13 protein-coding genes are annotated in these 13,852 nt (G+C 46.0%); 7 read left to right on the top strand and 6 right to left on the bottom strand.

Going from position 1 to position 13,852, the window contains the following annotated elements; translation table 11 throughout:
* The first annotated feature begins 202 nt into the window (after positions 1–202).
* Positions 203–643 carry a pentapeptide repeat-containing protein gene (locus tag JGK22_RS13345; protein WP_293229144.1) on the top strand — a complete coding sequence of 147 codons (441 nt, stop codon included), beginning with the start codon at positions 203–205 and terminating at the stop codon, positions 641–643.
* Positions 644–846: 203 nt separating this feature from the next.
* Here the strand turns inward: JGK22_RS13345 and crtH are convergent, their stop codons facing one another.
* Positions 847–2,391, bottom strand: a complete 1,545-nt coding sequence (crtH, locus tag JGK22_RS13340) for a carotenoid isomerase (RefSeq protein ID WP_293195911.1) — start codon at positions 2,389–2,391, stop codon at positions 847–849.
* Positions 2,392–2,892: 501 nt separating this feature from the next.
* Here crtH and upp point away from each other — a divergent pair.
* From upp to JGK22_RS13325, 3 genes are all read left to right on the top strand, one after another.
* Complete coding sequence (gene upp, locus JGK22_RS13335) at positions 2,893–3,543, top strand: uracil phosphoribosyltransferase (protein ID WP_293176030.1); 651 nt, start codon at positions 2,893–2,895, stop codon at positions 3,541–3,543.
* Positions 3,544–3,760: 217 nt separating this feature from the next.
* A complete protein-coding gene (locus JGK22_RS13330) occupies positions 3,761–4,231 on the top strand; it encodes a TMEM165/GDT1 family protein (RefSeq protein WP_293176022.1) in 471 nt (156 codons plus the stop codon).
* A gap of 189 nt (positions 4,232–4,420) precedes the next feature.
* Positions 4,421–4,723 (top strand): TMEM165/GDT1 family protein, encoded by a 303-nt coding sequence (locus tag JGK22_RS13325; RefSeq protein ID WP_293176024.1) that lies wholly within the window; start codon positions 4,421–4,423, stop codon positions 4,721–4,723.
* 79 nt (positions 4,724–4,802) lie between these two features.
* Here the strand turns inward: JGK22_RS13325 and JGK22_RS13320 are convergent, their stop codons facing one another.
* Complete coding sequence (locus JGK22_RS13320; protein ID WP_293176026.1) at positions 4,803–5,309, bottom strand: DUF4149 domain-containing protein; 507 nt, start codon at positions 5,307–5,309, stop codon at positions 4,803–4,805.
* A 265-nt stretch (positions 5,310–5,574) separates the two neighbouring features.
* Between JGK22_RS13320 and JGK22_RS13315 the strand changes: the two genes are divergently transcribed.
* Both JGK22_RS13315 and JGK22_RS13310 read left to right on the top strand, forming a co-directional pair.
* A complete protein-coding gene (locus JGK22_RS13315; RefSeq protein WP_293185527.1) occupies positions 5,575–5,895 on the top strand; it encodes a nucleotidyltransferase domain-containing protein in 321 nt (106 codons plus the stop codon).
* Positions 5,896–6,176: 281 nt separating this feature from the next.
* Positions 6,177–7,436 carry an MFS transporter gene (locus JGK22_RS13310; RefSeq protein WP_293195907.1) on the top strand — a complete coding sequence of 420 codons (1,260 nt, stop codon included), beginning with the start codon at positions 6,177–6,179 and terminating at the stop codon, positions 7,434–7,436.
* 163 nt (positions 7,437–7,599) lie between these two features.
* On the opposite strand, the gene hisIE is transcribed toward JGK22_RS13310, so the two are convergent.
* A complete protein-coding gene (hisIE, locus tag JGK22_RS13305) occupies positions 7,600–8,250 on the bottom strand; it encodes a bifunctional phosphoribosyl-AMP cyclohydrolase/phosphoribosyl-ATP diphosphatase HisIE (protein ID WP_293189573.1) in 651 nt (216 codons plus the stop codon).
* Positions 8,251–8,576: 326 nt separating this feature from the next.
* On the opposite strand from hisIE, the gene hemL reads away from it, so the two are divergent.
* Positions 8,577–9,875, top strand: a complete 1,299-nt coding sequence (hemL, locus tag JGK22_RS13300) for a glutamate-1-semialdehyde 2,1-aminomutase (protein ID WP_293189571.1) — start codon at positions 8,577–8,579, stop codon at positions 9,873–9,875.
* A 399-nt stretch (positions 9,876–10,274) separates the two neighbouring features.
* Here the strand turns inward: hemL and JGK22_RS13295 are convergent, their stop codons facing one another.
* The 3 genes from JGK22_RS13295 to JGK22_RS13285 all read right to left on the bottom strand — a co-directional run bounded on the left by JGK22_RS13295 (position 10,275) and on the right by JGK22_RS13285 (position 13,610).
* Positions 10,275–11,330, bottom strand: coding sequence for a tetratricopeptide repeat protein (locus JGK22_RS13295; protein ID WP_293185533.1), 1,056 nt, complete (start codon positions 11,328–11,330; stop codon positions 10,275–10,277).
* A 467-nt stretch (positions 11,331–11,797) separates the two neighbouring features.
* Positions 11,798–12,574, bottom strand: a complete 777-nt coding sequence (locus tag JGK22_RS13290) for a BMC domain-containing protein (protein WP_293185534.1) — start codon at positions 12,572–12,574, stop codon at positions 11,798–11,800.
* A 340-nt stretch (positions 12,575–12,914) separates the two neighbouring features.
* Positions 12,915–13,610, bottom strand: coding sequence for a carbon dioxide concentrating mechanism protein (locus JGK22_RS13285; protein ID WP_293189569.1), 696 nt, complete (start codon positions 13,608–13,610; stop codon positions 12,915–12,917).
* Positions 13,611–13,852 lie beyond the last annotated feature (242 nt).

Here is a 13,852-nt window from a genome sequence, read left to right as displayed (position 1 = left end):
ACAGACCGTATTAAGTTCGGCAGTGTTAAGTTTTACGATATTAAGTTTTGCGAGCTTTTCTAGACCACCTGCCAGTTGCGGAGGACAATGAATATCACAGCAGGTCTGTGAATTCGATCGCAAATTTGCGAAAACGACCGTGGTAAGCTTGTAGATATAAACAGAAGAACTTAAACACCAAGTCTGGCGAGGAAAAGGGATTATGAAACGCCATCTATTAGCCGCAACTTTTTTAATTACTCCCCTACTGTTGGCCGGGCCCGCTAGCGCTGCAAATCCCGCTCACGTCAAGCAGCTACTCTCCACTGGGCAATGCTTTGGGTGTGACTTGTCAGGAGCAAATTTGGCGGAGGCTCATTTGATTGGTGCAGATTTGAGAGAAGCGAATTTGCAAGGCGCAAACCTCTCCAATGCTAACCTCGAAGGCGCTGACTTGACCGGCGCTAACTTGACGGGTGCCAACTTAACCGCAGTTTTCCTGACTAACGCCAGTTTAAATGGCGCAGACCTCGATCGGGCAAATCTGACAGCCGCCATCATCAACACCGCTGACGTATCAGGCGCATCAATGGAAAACATGACTATTACTGATGCCAAAATCTACAATACCCAAATCGGCGTAGGTGGCAGCTACGAGCAGTAAACTCTTTTAAATAATGCGAAGTACCAATTTTAAATTAAAAAACCCGGTTTCTCTCCAGAAACCGGGTTTTTAGTCTTTTTGTAGGTGCTCAGTATTGTAGGGTGCGCACTGCGCACCTTACGGCTGATGAGTATTGTAGGGTGCGCACTGCGCACCTTACGGCTGATGAGTCAAACCACTTTTTGCATTTAAATATTCAACACCTAAAAACCCAAATCCACAGCAATTCGGTGCGCGCAAGCAAACCCAGAAAATGCCACCGCATTTAAACCCTGTCCGGGAAACGTACTATCGCCGACACAATACAAACCTGGCATAGAAGTTCGATTAAACGGCATTCCCAACAAACCCATTAACTTCTGGCGGGGAATCGGCCCGTAAGTTCCATCTTCCCGGCCCAAAAAGCGGCGGTGAGAACGCGCCGTCCCAACTTCCATATAATCCAAACCAGCATCTAAACCCGGAAAAATCTTTTCTAATCTGTCAATAATTCTGCCGCCAGCCTCTTCTTTTTTATCCTCGTATTCCTGTGGCGAAAGTCCTTCCCACTCTTCCATCCAACTCGAAGTAAAAGCATGAACAATGTGATATCCTGCCGGAGCTAAATCTGGGTCGAGTACCGTCGGAATTGATACTAAAATAGTTCCTTCTGGCGCTTCCATTTTGTCCCAATCTTCTAACAAAATGTGGTGGCAGGCAGTGCCAGCAGGGATGACGCTGGCTTCTACTCCTAAATGCAAGCTCAAGAAACTGGGGGCTTTTTGATAGCGCTGCTGCCATTTCTTCTCGCTAGCTGGCATCTCTTCAGCAGGTAGCAGTTTCTCGAAAGTATCCCAGCGGGTGGCGTTAGAAACTATCCGCTTTGCCCGGTAAACTTCGCCGGTTACTAGCTCGACTCCGACAGCGCGGCCGTTTTCTGTGATAATTTTTTTGGCTTTAGCTTTGTACTGAATTGTCCCGCCGCATTTTTCTAATCCTTCTACTAATTTTTGGGCAATTTGACCGACTCCGCCTTTGGGATAATTGATACCGCCGTAATGTCTGTCAGAAAATACCATTCCGGCGTTAATCATCGGCGTTAAGTCTGCGGGTACTACAGACCAGTAGTAGCATTCCATGTCGATAAATTTCAGCAAAGTCGGGTCTTTTATGTAGCGCCGCGCTATGTCGCCAGTATTTTGAGGGAGATATTTTACTAATCCCAAACAGGCTAAAGGATTCTGAAAAAAGACTCGAACTAGATATCCAGGTTCTTCTAGGGATAGCAATTCCATGCCGTTGAGGCAGTTGAATACGTTCCAGCATTCGCCGTAAAATTTCTGGATGCCTTCGCGCTCGTGAGGAAACCTGTCAATTAATTCTTGCAAGTATTTGTCATAAGGCTGGGGAACTTCCAGATCGAGACCTGAGGGTAGGTGATAGTGAAGCTGTACCGGGTCGGGGATTGTTTCTAGGGTGACGTTGACGGCTTTGAGGGCGCGGGTGAGGAGGTTGGTGGTGCCGCGCTGTCCGAACCCAAATATCATGGAGGCTCCGACATCAAATCTGTAGCCTTCTCGATCGAAATATCCAGCACTACCCCCCGGAATTGTGTAGCTTTCGAGCACCAAAACTTTGGCTTTCTTGGCTGCTAGCTGGGTTGCAGTCACGAGTCCGCCAATGCCGGAACCGATGACTATCACATCAAACTCTTGCTCTGTCGGGCGGGAGTTGGCGGAGAATAACTGGGATTGGGTAGGGGCTGACATTAGGTTAAAAATCTTAATATTTTTACAATTTTACAGTCGATCGCTCCAGAAGGAAGAAGTCCTTAGTCCTTAGTCATTAGTCAGCAGTCATTAGTTATTTGTTAGTGGCTACCAATTCCCGATGCTATAAGGCCCAATGCCCTGTTTGGCCAATGCCCAATTACCAATTCCCCGTGCCCCTGCTTCAAAAAAAATGCGGGAACAGTCTACCATTGCCGACTGCCCCCGTCTGCCTATCCTTTGAGAGGAGAACACTAAAAATTACTATAGCCTTGTTGCTAATTTATGTCAATACTATTGAAAATATATTTCAATAAAGTGACGAAGGTCTACAAACAAAGAGACTTATAGGATTTTAGATTTTAGATTCAAAGAATGGAAGATTGTGATAAGTTGCACAGAGCGATCGTTAGCGAAGTCCGCCCCTACGGGGGGCTACGCCAACGAAAACGATCGCACCGCATCAAATCCTTCAAATCTAGCAATTTCCCCAATTTCCTCATGCCCCTGCAACTGCGCGTTTACGTTCCGCCCCACCCGTTAATTAAACATTGGCTGGCTGTCGCCCGCGACGCCGCCACCCCATCGGTACTTTTTCGTTCTGCGATGACAGAATTGGGACGCTGGCTGGCCTACGAGGCAATTCGAGATTGGCTACCGACAGTGGAAGCAACGGTGCAGACGCCTTTGAGCCCATGTGCGGCGACGTTTATTAACCCGGAAGCTCCGTTGGTTGTGGTACCGATTTTGCGGGCTGGTTTGTCACTGCTGGAAGGAATTCAGACGGTTGTGCCGCTGGCTTCGATTTACCATCTAGGTATGGCGAGGAATGAGGAGACGCTGGAGCCGACTTGTTATTTGAATAAATTGCCGGCGCAGTTTAACCCCCAAACGCGGGTGATAATTAGCGAGCCGATGCTGGCGACTGGCGGGACGATTGTGGCGACGATGCAGGAATTGATTTCACGGGGAATTGATCCGAGTTTGATTCGGATTATTTCTGTGGTGGCTGCTCCTCCGGCTTTGAAGCGGCTGAGTACGGAGTACCCGAGTTTGGTTCTTTATACGGCAACGATCGACGAAATAGTCAACGAACAGGGGTTTATTGTACCTGGTTTGGGTGATGCGGGCGATCGAACTTACGGCACATAAACCAGGGAATTTTGGATTTTGGATTTTGGATTTTGGATTGACTCGACAGATAACTGTGGGGCTTATATCCGTGTTTGGGTGAGGCGAGCAGTTTCTGGAATTGGTTGCGGAATCTCCGGCAAAAAAAGATGGGCCTGGCGCAGGTAAAAGCAGGCACAGATAAAGTTAAAATCCAAAGTAGAAGTCAAAAATAAATAGCGTTTAGCACTCATTGCCCGTGAAACTTGATTCTGTACCGCCAAACTCGTCTGCTTCTGACTCAGAAACCCCCAATTCTGATTTGCAACCACAAGTACAACTACAAAAACTTAAAGAGACTTCTGAGATTTGTGCTGCTTTAACCCCGGAGCAGGCAGAAGTTTCAGTGAGTGCAAACCCCGATATCTGTCAGGAAGAAAAGCAACTGAAGCCGAAGCACTGGGCAATTTTTGCTTCGACTTTTGTAACTATCTTTTTAGCTGAAGTTGGAGATAAAACTCAAGTTGCGATTTTGTTGATGACGGCTGAATCTCGGAATCCTTGGATTGTGTTTGCGGGTGCGGGTTCGGCTTTGATTGCAACGAGTTTGTTGGGAGTTTTGCTGGGAAGGTGGCTGGCGACTCGAATCGATCCGAAAACTTTGGAGAAGGCTGCGGGAGTGATTTTGCTGGCGATTTCGGCGGTTTTACTTTGGGAAGTGCTGAGTTAAACGATTTTAGATTTTGGATTTTGGATTTTAGATTTGGGAATTACTGATTATGTTTGGGTAAGTCCAAAGAAACCGGGTTTCTGGCTAAATTTAGCGATTAAACCGAGGATTTTGGACAGAAACCCGTTTTCTGGGAGCCTGTGGGTAAGTTGTAGATTTCTAAAAAGCTAACTGATAACTAAAAAAAATATGGATTGGCAACTTTTAGGCATAACTTTTATTACGGTGTTTTTGTCAGAATTGGGTGACAAAAGTCAATTAGCTGCGATCGCCCTTGGTAGCAGTTGCAACTCGCCGCGGGCTGTATTTTTTGGTACGGCGTCGGCGCTGCTGCTGGCGAGTTTCCTTGGTGTTTTGGTTGGACAAGGTACGGCGGAGGTGTTACCGGAGAGGTTGGTAAAGACGATCGCTGCGATCGGATTTGCGGTGATGGGCTTGCGTTTGTTGTGGCCGAAATCTGAATTATCTGATGTGTCAGAAGAATCCGAATAAGAGGACACGGCAGTGCCGTTTCCCTACCCCAATTCATTGTAGGGAAACGGCACTGCCGTGTCCTAATTTTTATGGTTGATTAAACTTCGTTTTGGTAGCACCAGCCAAGCAGCGTACCGCCGACAGCCAACTTTAGCGCTTCCAAAACAAAATATCCTTGGTGCAGTGTATTCATGCCGGCGGGCACTTCTGCTGCGGAGTCGAACAGATTTAGCTGCATTCCCAAGGCGCTCATTTGAGGTGTGAGCCCGTAGGTGTCAATCAGGGCGATCGCCAGAAGTACCAATGATAATACGATTGCTGTGCGAGTACGCTTGCCGGAGTCACCCATTAAATTGCTCAAAACCATCAAACCCGTTGCTACGAATCCCGAACAGATTAACTCAACGCGGTTAAATCCCCAGAACATTAAATTTCCGGCTGTTGCAAAATCAGAAGATACCATCATGCCAGATACGTAGAGACTCGGCATAATAACTAGATCGATAATCAGGCTACCGCTGAGCCAGAAAATTAAGGCTACCATGACAATTGCTTGCCAGCGGGGTCTGATTGATTCTACTCTCGACGATGTAATAGCTGTCATAAAAATTAGACCCTCTAAAATTTTCTTCTGCCTTTTCTAGAGCTTAACGAACTTTTTCCTAAAATCGTGTTAAGTATTTTTAAATTAATGGTAACTTTTGTGTAACTGAATTAGAAGAATTGTTAAGCTTGTCGGCGAAAAGTAACAGTTGAAAAATTGTGGCGATCGCCAAAAACGATTGATAATTACTCATTCCAGCAATATACCGATCAAATTTATGTGTTATTATTACAGTTAAATTGCCAAATATCAAAGATATTAGCCAATGATTGAAATAAACAAAATTCTGGAATTAAGTGCGGCAATAGCCAATCAATTTAAACCAGAAAAAATAATTTTGTTCGGCTCTTACGCCTATGGGAATCCCACGAGCGATTCGGATGTTGATATGTTGGTAATTTTATCTTCAGAAGGTAATAATTTTCGCAAAACTTGGGAAATACTAAGTAAAATTCAACCGAAATTTGCTCTAGATTTATTAGTGCGAACTCCTGCTGAAATTGAACAACGGCTAGCTTGGAATGATTTATTTCTCAGGGAAATTATCGAAAAAGGAAAGGTGATTTATGAATCCGCTGACACTTGAATTCATCGAAAAGCTTGCAAACAAATACGGTTGAGGTTTGGTTTGACTCGACAATACCTAAATTATGCTTTAATTTTATTTTAATTCTTCAGTCTGCGGAGGCAGACATCGTTTATACATACCTGGTTTCAACCGCAGACTCTTATAAATATAGCCTTTCTCAAAAAAGTGATGTATGCCCGCTAGTCCTATGCCCTATGCCCTATGCCCTATGCCCTATGCCCTATCCCCTATCCCCTATCCCCATGAGTACCTCATCTTTCTGAGAAAGGCTATAATATATGCCTAAATTTCAATTCTCATCTTGGCTTCCCCGTCTCCCCACTCAAGTCTGGATTCTCGCCGCCGGCAGATTCCTCTCGCAAAGCGGTAGCGGCTTTACTTTATTTTACGCGCCGATCTTTTTTGTCGATCGCGTCGGCTTGTCTGCAACTGCTGTTGGGATTGGTTTGGGTAGCGGTTCAATCTCGGGAATATTCGGCCGCATTTTGGGCGGTTCTTTTTGCGATTCCCAATTTTGGGGAAGGCGGCGAACTTTATTGCTGGCGGCAATGATTTCGGCTGTCGCTTCTTTTCTGTTGGCGGCGACTCATGATTTTCCAGGTTTAGTTGCTGCTAATTTATTGATGGGTTTTGGTGTGGGTTTGTATTGGCCTCCAACGGAAAGTATGGTTGCGGATTTAACTGAGGGCGCACAGCGACAGGAGGCTTTTGCTGTGACGCGGCTTGCTGATAATTTGGGTTTGCAAGTTGGGATTATTTTGGGCGGTGTTTTGATTGCGGTAACGGGGAATTATCGATCGCTCTTTATGATCGATGGTATCTCGTTTTTAGTGCTGTTTGCGGTGGTTGCAAGTGCGATCGCAGAAACCTACAAACCAGCTAATTCAACGGATACAGGCAAAAAAAGTCTCAAAAATGGCTGGATGGTGGCGTTGGGCGATCGCACTTTGCTAGTCTATGCTTTAGTCAATACTCTGTTTACTCTCTACATTTCCCAAATTCAAACCACGATGCCGTTGTATTTTAGCAAGTTTGTGCAGGCGGGGACATCGGGAACAGGCTTTTCTACGGGTACAATTACGGTTTTGTTTGCTTTTAGCACATTTTTAACTGTGGCTTTGCAGATGCCGATTGTTAAGGCTTTGAGGCGGTTTTCTCATCCCCAAGCTTTGATGATTTCGGCGCTGCTGTGGGGAATGGGGTTTATTGCGATCGGCTTGACGGGAATGGCTGCAACTGGCAATCTATTTTTAGCAGTTGTTGGCTTGACTTTTTTGTCGGTGGCAACGGTTGCTTATACGCCTTTTGCTTCGGCTTTGGTGGTGGATTTAGCACCGGAGTCTTTACGCGGCGTGTATTTAGCGGTTAATTCTCAGTGTTGGGCGATCGGCTATTTAATCGGCCCACCGCTGGGCGGTTTCGCTTTGGATCGAGGTAAATGGGCGGCGGATAATTTCTGGTTGGGCTTGGCTATTAGTGTGATACTGGCGATCGCAATTTTGCAAAAGGTCGATCGAATGTTAAAAAGTAGAATCTAATCATATCAAATAGAATAAATGGCGATTGATGTCAAATCCGTTGGCAATGGAGTAAGATTAAACGAACCGCGAAGGCGCTAAGGACGCGAAGGAAGAGAAAGAAGATGATCCGGTTCTTCCTTCGCGCTCTTTGTGTCTTCGCGGTTTAATCATTCCGATTAACTTATTTTCGCCGATCGCCCAATTTGCGATAAACCGCCCTCAAATCAACCTGATGGTGAGCCAAAGCAACCAAAGCGTGATAAAATAAGTCCGCAACTTCCCCGGCGATTCCGTCTTTATCATCATCTTTGCAAGCCATCACAACTTCCGCCGACTCTTCGCCAATCTTCTTGAGAATCTTGTTATCCCCGCCCTCGAACAACTTGCAAGTATAAGAAGTTTCGTTAGGATTGTCACGCCGATCGCAAATTACGTCAAACAATTGAGATAACATATCCCCCGGCGGCGCCACAATTTCCCCGTCAACTTGGTGAAAACAACTTCTTTCACCCGTGTGACAAGCAATATCTCCCACTTGTTCGACAGTCACCAGCAAAGCATCGCTATCGCAGTCGTAACGCAGCCCTTTGACATTTTGAACGTGTCCCGAAGTCGCCCCTTTGTTCCAAAATTCGGCGCGAGAACGGCTCCAGAACCAAGTTTGACCGGTTTCCATGGTTTTTTCGAGCGACTCCCGATTCATCCACGCCATCATCAACACTGTGCCGTCTAAGTAATCTTGGACGATCGCAGGCACTAAACCGCGATCGTCATAACGGATCTTTTCAATTGGGATCGATCGGCTCAAACTAGATAAATCAGTACCAGACATAATTTTATTGCAGCTTTTCATATAAATTAACGCTTTCGTGTCGGATATTTTTTTTATTAACCGCAGAGAGCGCAGAGGACACAGAGAGAAGAGAGGAGATTAGGCAAGTGATTGGCCAATTGTCAAGAACTATTTTACAAATTATTACAATTGAGACCTAGGAGTGCTAGTGCGACAAATCCTAAAAAACCCGAGCTAGTATTGCTACTGATTGGTTTGTATCCTAAAATCTACTACTATAGTTTCCTTGAATCGGCTTAGCCTTTAACCAGAAGTCGCTATATTAAGTATCCTACCAACAACAGACCTTCACTAAGGAGAAAACATTGGTTTCTACAACCTTGAAAACCACCAAATCAGAAGAAATATTCGCCGCCGCCCAGAAATTGATGCCCGGTGGCGTTAGTTCCCCCGTCCGCGCCTTCAAATCCGTAGGCGGACAGCCCATCGTCTTTGACAGGGTAAACGGAGCCTACATTTGGGATGTTGACAGCAACCAATACATTGACTACGTAGGTACTTGGGGCCCCGCCATCTGCGGCCACGCCCACCCCGAAGTCATCAAAGCCCTCCACGAATCCTTAGAAAAAGGTACGAGTTTCGGCGCACCCTCCCTCTTGGAAAACGTCCTCGCCGAAATGGTCATCGATGCCGTTCCCAGCATTGAAATGGTACGATTTGTCAATTCCGGTACCGAAGCTTGTATGGCCGTTTTGCGGCTGATGCGAGCCTTCACCGGGCGCGACAAACTGATTAAATTTGAAGGCTGCTATCACGGACACGCCGATATGTTCCTGGTAAAAGCAGGTTCCGGCGTGGCAACTCTCGGCCTTCCAGACTCTCCCGGCGTGCCGAAATCCGTTACCGCCAACACCCTCAACGCTCCTTACAATGATTTGGAAGCAGTCAAAGCTTTATTTGCCGAACATCCGGGCGAAATCGCAGGCGTGATGCTAGAACCTGTTGTAGGAAATGCCGGTTTTATTGTACCGGATGCAGGTTTTCTCGAAGGTTTGCGGGAAATTACCAAAGATAACGGTGCTTTGTTGGTGTTTGATGAAGTAATGACTGGTTTCCGCATCGCCTACGGCGGAGCTCAGGAAAAATTCGGTGTCACCCCAGATTTGACAACTTTGGGTAAGGTTATCGGCGGCGGCTTGCCCGTGGGAGCTTACGGCGGACGGCGCGATATTATGGGGATGGTGGCTCCCGCAGGCCCGATGTATCAAGCTGGTACGCTTTCGGGAAATCCTTTGGCGATGACTGCTGGGATTAAAACTTTGGAATTGCTGCAAAAACCCGGCACTTACGAACAGTTGGACAGGATTACGAAAAAACTGTCCGAGGGATTGCTGAAAATTGGTAAGGAAGCGGGACACGCTGTTTGCGGCGGACAAATTAGCGGGATGTTTGGCTTGTTTTTTGCGGCGGGCCCGGTTCACAATTACGATGATGCGAAAAAGTCTGATGTAGCAAAGTTCGGCCGCTTTCACCGGGGAATGTTGGAGCACGGAATTTATCTCGCTCCTTCGCAGTTTGAAGCTGGATTTACTTCTTTGGCCCATACTGACGAAGATGTCGATCGAACTTTAGCAGCCGCCCGCGAAGTGATGGCTAGTATTTAAGGCTTTGCAGTCAGGAATGCAAGTTCTTAAAACTCAGAGATAAAAAATTAAAGTCCTGACTGTTTTTTGCAGTCAGGACTTTAATTTTTAACAAATAGCCAATCCGCGTTAAAAACCTCTCGGGGCTGTAGCAAAAGGCGAGAAACCCGGTTTCTACAAAATTTTGTGTTTAGTAATGAGAAATCTATGAAGAAACCAGGTTTCTGAGAATTTTTTATTTTTTCGACAACCTATTTAATAACTAATGACTAATGACTGCTATTCGATCGCGGGGACAGCACTATGACTAATGACTAATGACTAATGACTGCTATTCGATCGCGGGGACAGCACTATGACTACTGTCAACTGTCAACTGTCAACTGTCAACTGTCAACTGTCAACTGTCAACTGACTAATTCACTCATTGAGAAATTCACCTTCACAGATTATCGAGTCTCTGTTCTCCAAATCCTCTTGATTCCAAATCGCATTTAATGCTGCCGAACTTAAGGAACTTGAGATCGTATTTAATGTGGTGTTGTAGTATTCTACAGCATTATTAAGTTCCATCTGTGGGGCTTCTTTGAAATAGGAATTAATATCAGGCGTGCAGCGCTGGGCTTGATAGTACAAATAAGCTTCAGCATTAATACACATTACGTGGTAAAAATCCCTATTTGCTGTTGCAATATCTCCCAATTTGTACAGCGCTAAACCCCGGTTGAGATAAGCTTTAACGTAGTTGGGTTCGAGTTCCACTGCTTTGTTAAAGTCTTCAATCGCCAGCTCCATTTGTTTTAATTTATAGCGAACGCATCCTCTGTTATAATAGGCATAAACATTGTTGTGGTCGATGCCGAGTGCTGTGTTATAATCGGCGATCGCCTGGGTGTTGTCTCCTAATTGGTGATAACAGAGTCCGCGATTTATGTAAGCTTTGATATATCTTGGATTCAACCGTAGCGTTTCGTTAAAGTTCTCCGTTGCTGCTTGTTTTTCTCCCAAAAGGTAGTAAGCGCGGCCTCGGTTGTAATAGGTTTTATAATTTTGCGAATTGATCGAGAGAGCTCGATCGTAGTCTTCTATTGCTTCTTCGTAATGTCCTAAATTAGCAAGTACGAGTCCCCTGTTGTTGTAGATAGCGTGGCTGTCAGGCTTATTTACTAAAGCACAGTTGAGATCGTCAATGGCTTTTTCGTTTTCTCCGAGATGGCGCCAAGCATTGCCTCGATTCAAGTATGCCTCGAACAAATTAGGATTGATATCTAGTGCTTGGCTGAGGTCTGCGATCGCCTTTTGGTAGTCTTTCATATAATAGTAAACCAAGCCGCGATTGTTGTAAGCTTTGGCATCGGCGGGATTGACTTGCAGTATCTGATCGAAGTCCTCAAGTGCCGCTTCGTAGTTGCCTTGCTTGGCGCTGTGCAACCCGCGCTTATAAAAATGGTTGAGGTTCGATTCTTTGATGTTCATAGGTCAACTTTCATTCCTTGCTGGATTCTGGATTGATTCCTTTGCACTCAGTGTTGAGTTCGACAGAGGTTAATCTGTTGAAAGAGCATCCACACAGCACCCCGATTAACTCTTAACTGATTCCAGGAAATCTACCCGAAACAGGATTTTAGGTTTATCTTAACAGCAGTTAAATCCTGTTAAAAGAGCCTGTAGCTCGGCTGCATTTACTTCGTGAGTTCGATTTTTTACCCGATCGACTTTTGAGCAAAAATCGAGTTTTCGTTGGCGTTATCTGTCTCTAGATGCCGAGGCGATCGGCTAATCACCAAATTTTGCTCTCGCGGCTGCGAGGCTACAAATCACTACACGTACTCTGTTCTGGTAAGATTTATATCTCGATTCTCAAATTGGTCTCAGTATTTTCCGCACCTAGTCTCTACAAACTTTTGTTGGGTAATTACCAATTCCCGATTACCCATTACCAATTAGCGATTGATTTCCTCTTCCACATAAACTCTCAATTTCTCCAAATCGGGAAGTTCGACCAATTCTTTTTCCTTTTCCTGAACAGAGATAGGCACCCTCACAGGTGTGCGCTGTTCTATCCAGCAACTCGCCAGCGGCAAAGTTTGTTCCAAATCTTCCAAAGGCCTGGGAATTACCATCACGGCGTTCAACTCGCCAATGCGCTCAGCTTCGTACATCCCGGCTTCTACGGCGACTGCGACATCTGCGACTGCACCGCGAATAATTGCCGTGCACAAACCGGCGCCAATTTTCTCGTAGGCGGCTAAGTGTACGTCGGCGGATTTGAGCATAGCATCGCAAGCGCCGACCATTGCGGGAAATCCCCGCGTTTCGAGCAAACCGATCGCCTGATTGCTCAGTCGAGAATAACTACCGCTTTCCGACAGTTGAGTTAGGCGAAAGCCGATCGGCAAAACCACTTCCAAATTAGCCAAAGGCCTAGCAATCACCAGCTTAGAAACAAACTGTCCGAATTGTTCGGCTGTCTGAGCTCCTGCTTCCACAGCCAAACGCACGTCGGAAATGCGCCCGCGGACGATCGCCGTACAGTGACCGGAACCAATTTTCTCGTATCCTACTAAAATGACCCCTGCGGACTTCAGCATCATGTCAGCAGTCCCGACAATTGCCGGAAAACTCTTGGTAGATACCAAGCCCAAAGCGGTGTCTTTGAAATATTCCTGGCGCTGCGATCGCCCGGAGTCACTGCTGTTACGATCTATTTGTCCGTCCATCTTCGATTACCCTTAGAAACTTCCAAAAATAAAAATTTGTTGATAGTTTTAGTGTCTCAGATGAGAAGACAAACTGCACGAGCTGCAAGATACATATTTATGCTGCAAGACCTTAAAAATTGCTGAGCTACAAATAATATGAGATTACCTATTTATATTTTTTTGATTCTTCCTTAAGCATAACTGCCTTTTGTAGAAATTACCATGCCCCAAAATGGATACCAGCACCAGACACTCATGAGGGTCGAGATCGAAAATTTAGACAATATTTTAACGTCTCAGATTCATCTGTGGAATAAATCTCAAATCGAAAAATGGAAAATCTCAAATCCAATGACCTCTATCCGGTACCGCCCGAGAGAGTTTGACCGTTGTCCTGCGATCGATTAAAAGCTTGTCGGTGCGGAAACAGCGTCCCCAGCAACTGATTGATGTGAGCTTGACCGTACAGAATAGTTGGGACTTCTCCTGGTTGGGGAGGCGGATTGGCGGCGGTTTCTGGTGATGGATCTGGGGCTGTCTCTGGCGGTGTTTGAGGCTGTGTTTGGGCGGGTTCGGGCGGGTCGTCGATCGGGCGATCGACGGTTGGTTCAACTGGTGGCGTAGTGCCTGTGGGGGTTTCCGGTGCAGCGGTTTGGGCTTCTGCGGTTTCTGCGGTTTCTGCGGTTGGTTCTGCTGCGACTCGGCGACTGGTATCTCCAATCAGAGAACCTGCGGGCAAAATTTGCATTTGGTCGATCGCAGGATTAATCAGCGTTGTTCCCGCGCCAATACAGGCATTTGCGCCAATCTTCCCCGCACCTACCACCAACACTCCTGCACCCAGCATTGCGCCCGCTGCGATTTCGAGAGTACCTTCGCGGGCGTGAAGGATAACTCCCATACCGATACAGGCACCGGCGGCGATCGAGATCCGGCTACCCGGATCTGCTTGGAGGATGACTCCTGGGGCGATCGCCACACCTTCATTCACAACTACATCGCCACTCAGGAAAATCTGAGAGTTGCTACTTAATTGCAGTGGCGATAAATACATTCAACTTCACCTTGAAATGAGCTATGATTTTAGATAAAACGACTTTAATTTATCGCTTTTTAGAATGATTTCTTTAACTCTATCAATCTAATAAACGATTATTTACTAATAATGAAAAGCTCGATTTGGACTTACAAATTACCCGAAATAATTGCTTGAAAGCCGGAAGCCTTTTAAGGAGTCAACTGTCAACTGTCAACTGTCAACTGTCAACTGTCAACTGTCAACTGTCAACTGTCAAC

Source organism: Microcoleus sp. PH2017_08_TRC_O_A (genome assembly GCF_020738665.1).
Lineage (GTDB): Bacteria > Cyanobacteriota > Cyanobacteriia > Cyanobacteriales > Microcoleaceae > Microcoleus.
The sequence above is the reverse complement of the archived record's forward strand: the minus strand, read 5'-3'. Positions and strand labels throughout refer to the sequence as shown.

Excerpts from the sequence above, each read along its gene's own strand:
- upp (WP_293176030.1), top strand. The coding sequence starts at position 2,893 with ATGCCCCTGCAACTGCGCGTTTACGTTCCGCCCCACCCGTTAATTAAA.
- hisIE (WP_293189573.1), bottom strand. The coding sequence starts at position 8,250 with ATGTCTGGTACTGATTTATCTAGTTTGAGCCGATCGATCCCAATTGAA.
- JGK22_RS13290 (WP_293185534.1), bottom strand. The coding sequence starts at position 12,574 with ATGGACGGACAAATAGATCGTAACAGCAGTGACTCCGGGCGATCGCAG.
- JGK22_RS13320 (WP_293176026.1), bottom strand. The coding sequence starts at position 5,309 with ATGACAGCTATTACATCGTCGAGAGTAGAATCAATCAGACCCCGCTGG.
- JGK22_RS13315 (WP_293185527.1), top strand. The coding sequence starts at position 5,575 with ATGATTGAAATAAACAAAATTCTGGAATTAAGTGCGGCAATAGCCAAT.
- JGK22_RS13345 (WP_293229144.1), top strand. The coding sequence starts at position 203 with ATGAAACGCCATCTATTAGCCGCAACTTTTTTAATTACTCCCCTACTG.
- JGK22_RS13325 (WP_293176024.1), top strand. The coding sequence starts at position 4,421 with ATGGATTGGCAACTTTTAGGCATAACTTTTATTACGGTGTTTTTGTCA.
- JGK22_RS13310 (WP_293195907.1), top strand. The coding sequence starts at position 6,177 with ATGCCTAAATTTCAATTCTCATCTTGGCTTCCCCGTCTCCCCACTCAA.
- crtH (WP_293195911.1), bottom strand. The coding sequence starts at position 2,391 with ATGTCAGCCCCTACCCAATCCCAGTTATTCTCCGCCAACTCCCGCCCG.
- JGK22_RS13285 (WP_293189569.1), bottom strand. The coding sequence starts at position 13,610 with ATGTATTTATCGCCACTGCAATTAAGTAGCAACTCTCAGATTTTCCTG.
- JGK22_RS13295 (WP_293185533.1), bottom strand. The coding sequence starts at position 11,330 with ATGAACATCAAAGAATCGAACCTCAACCATTTTTATAAGCGCGGGTTG.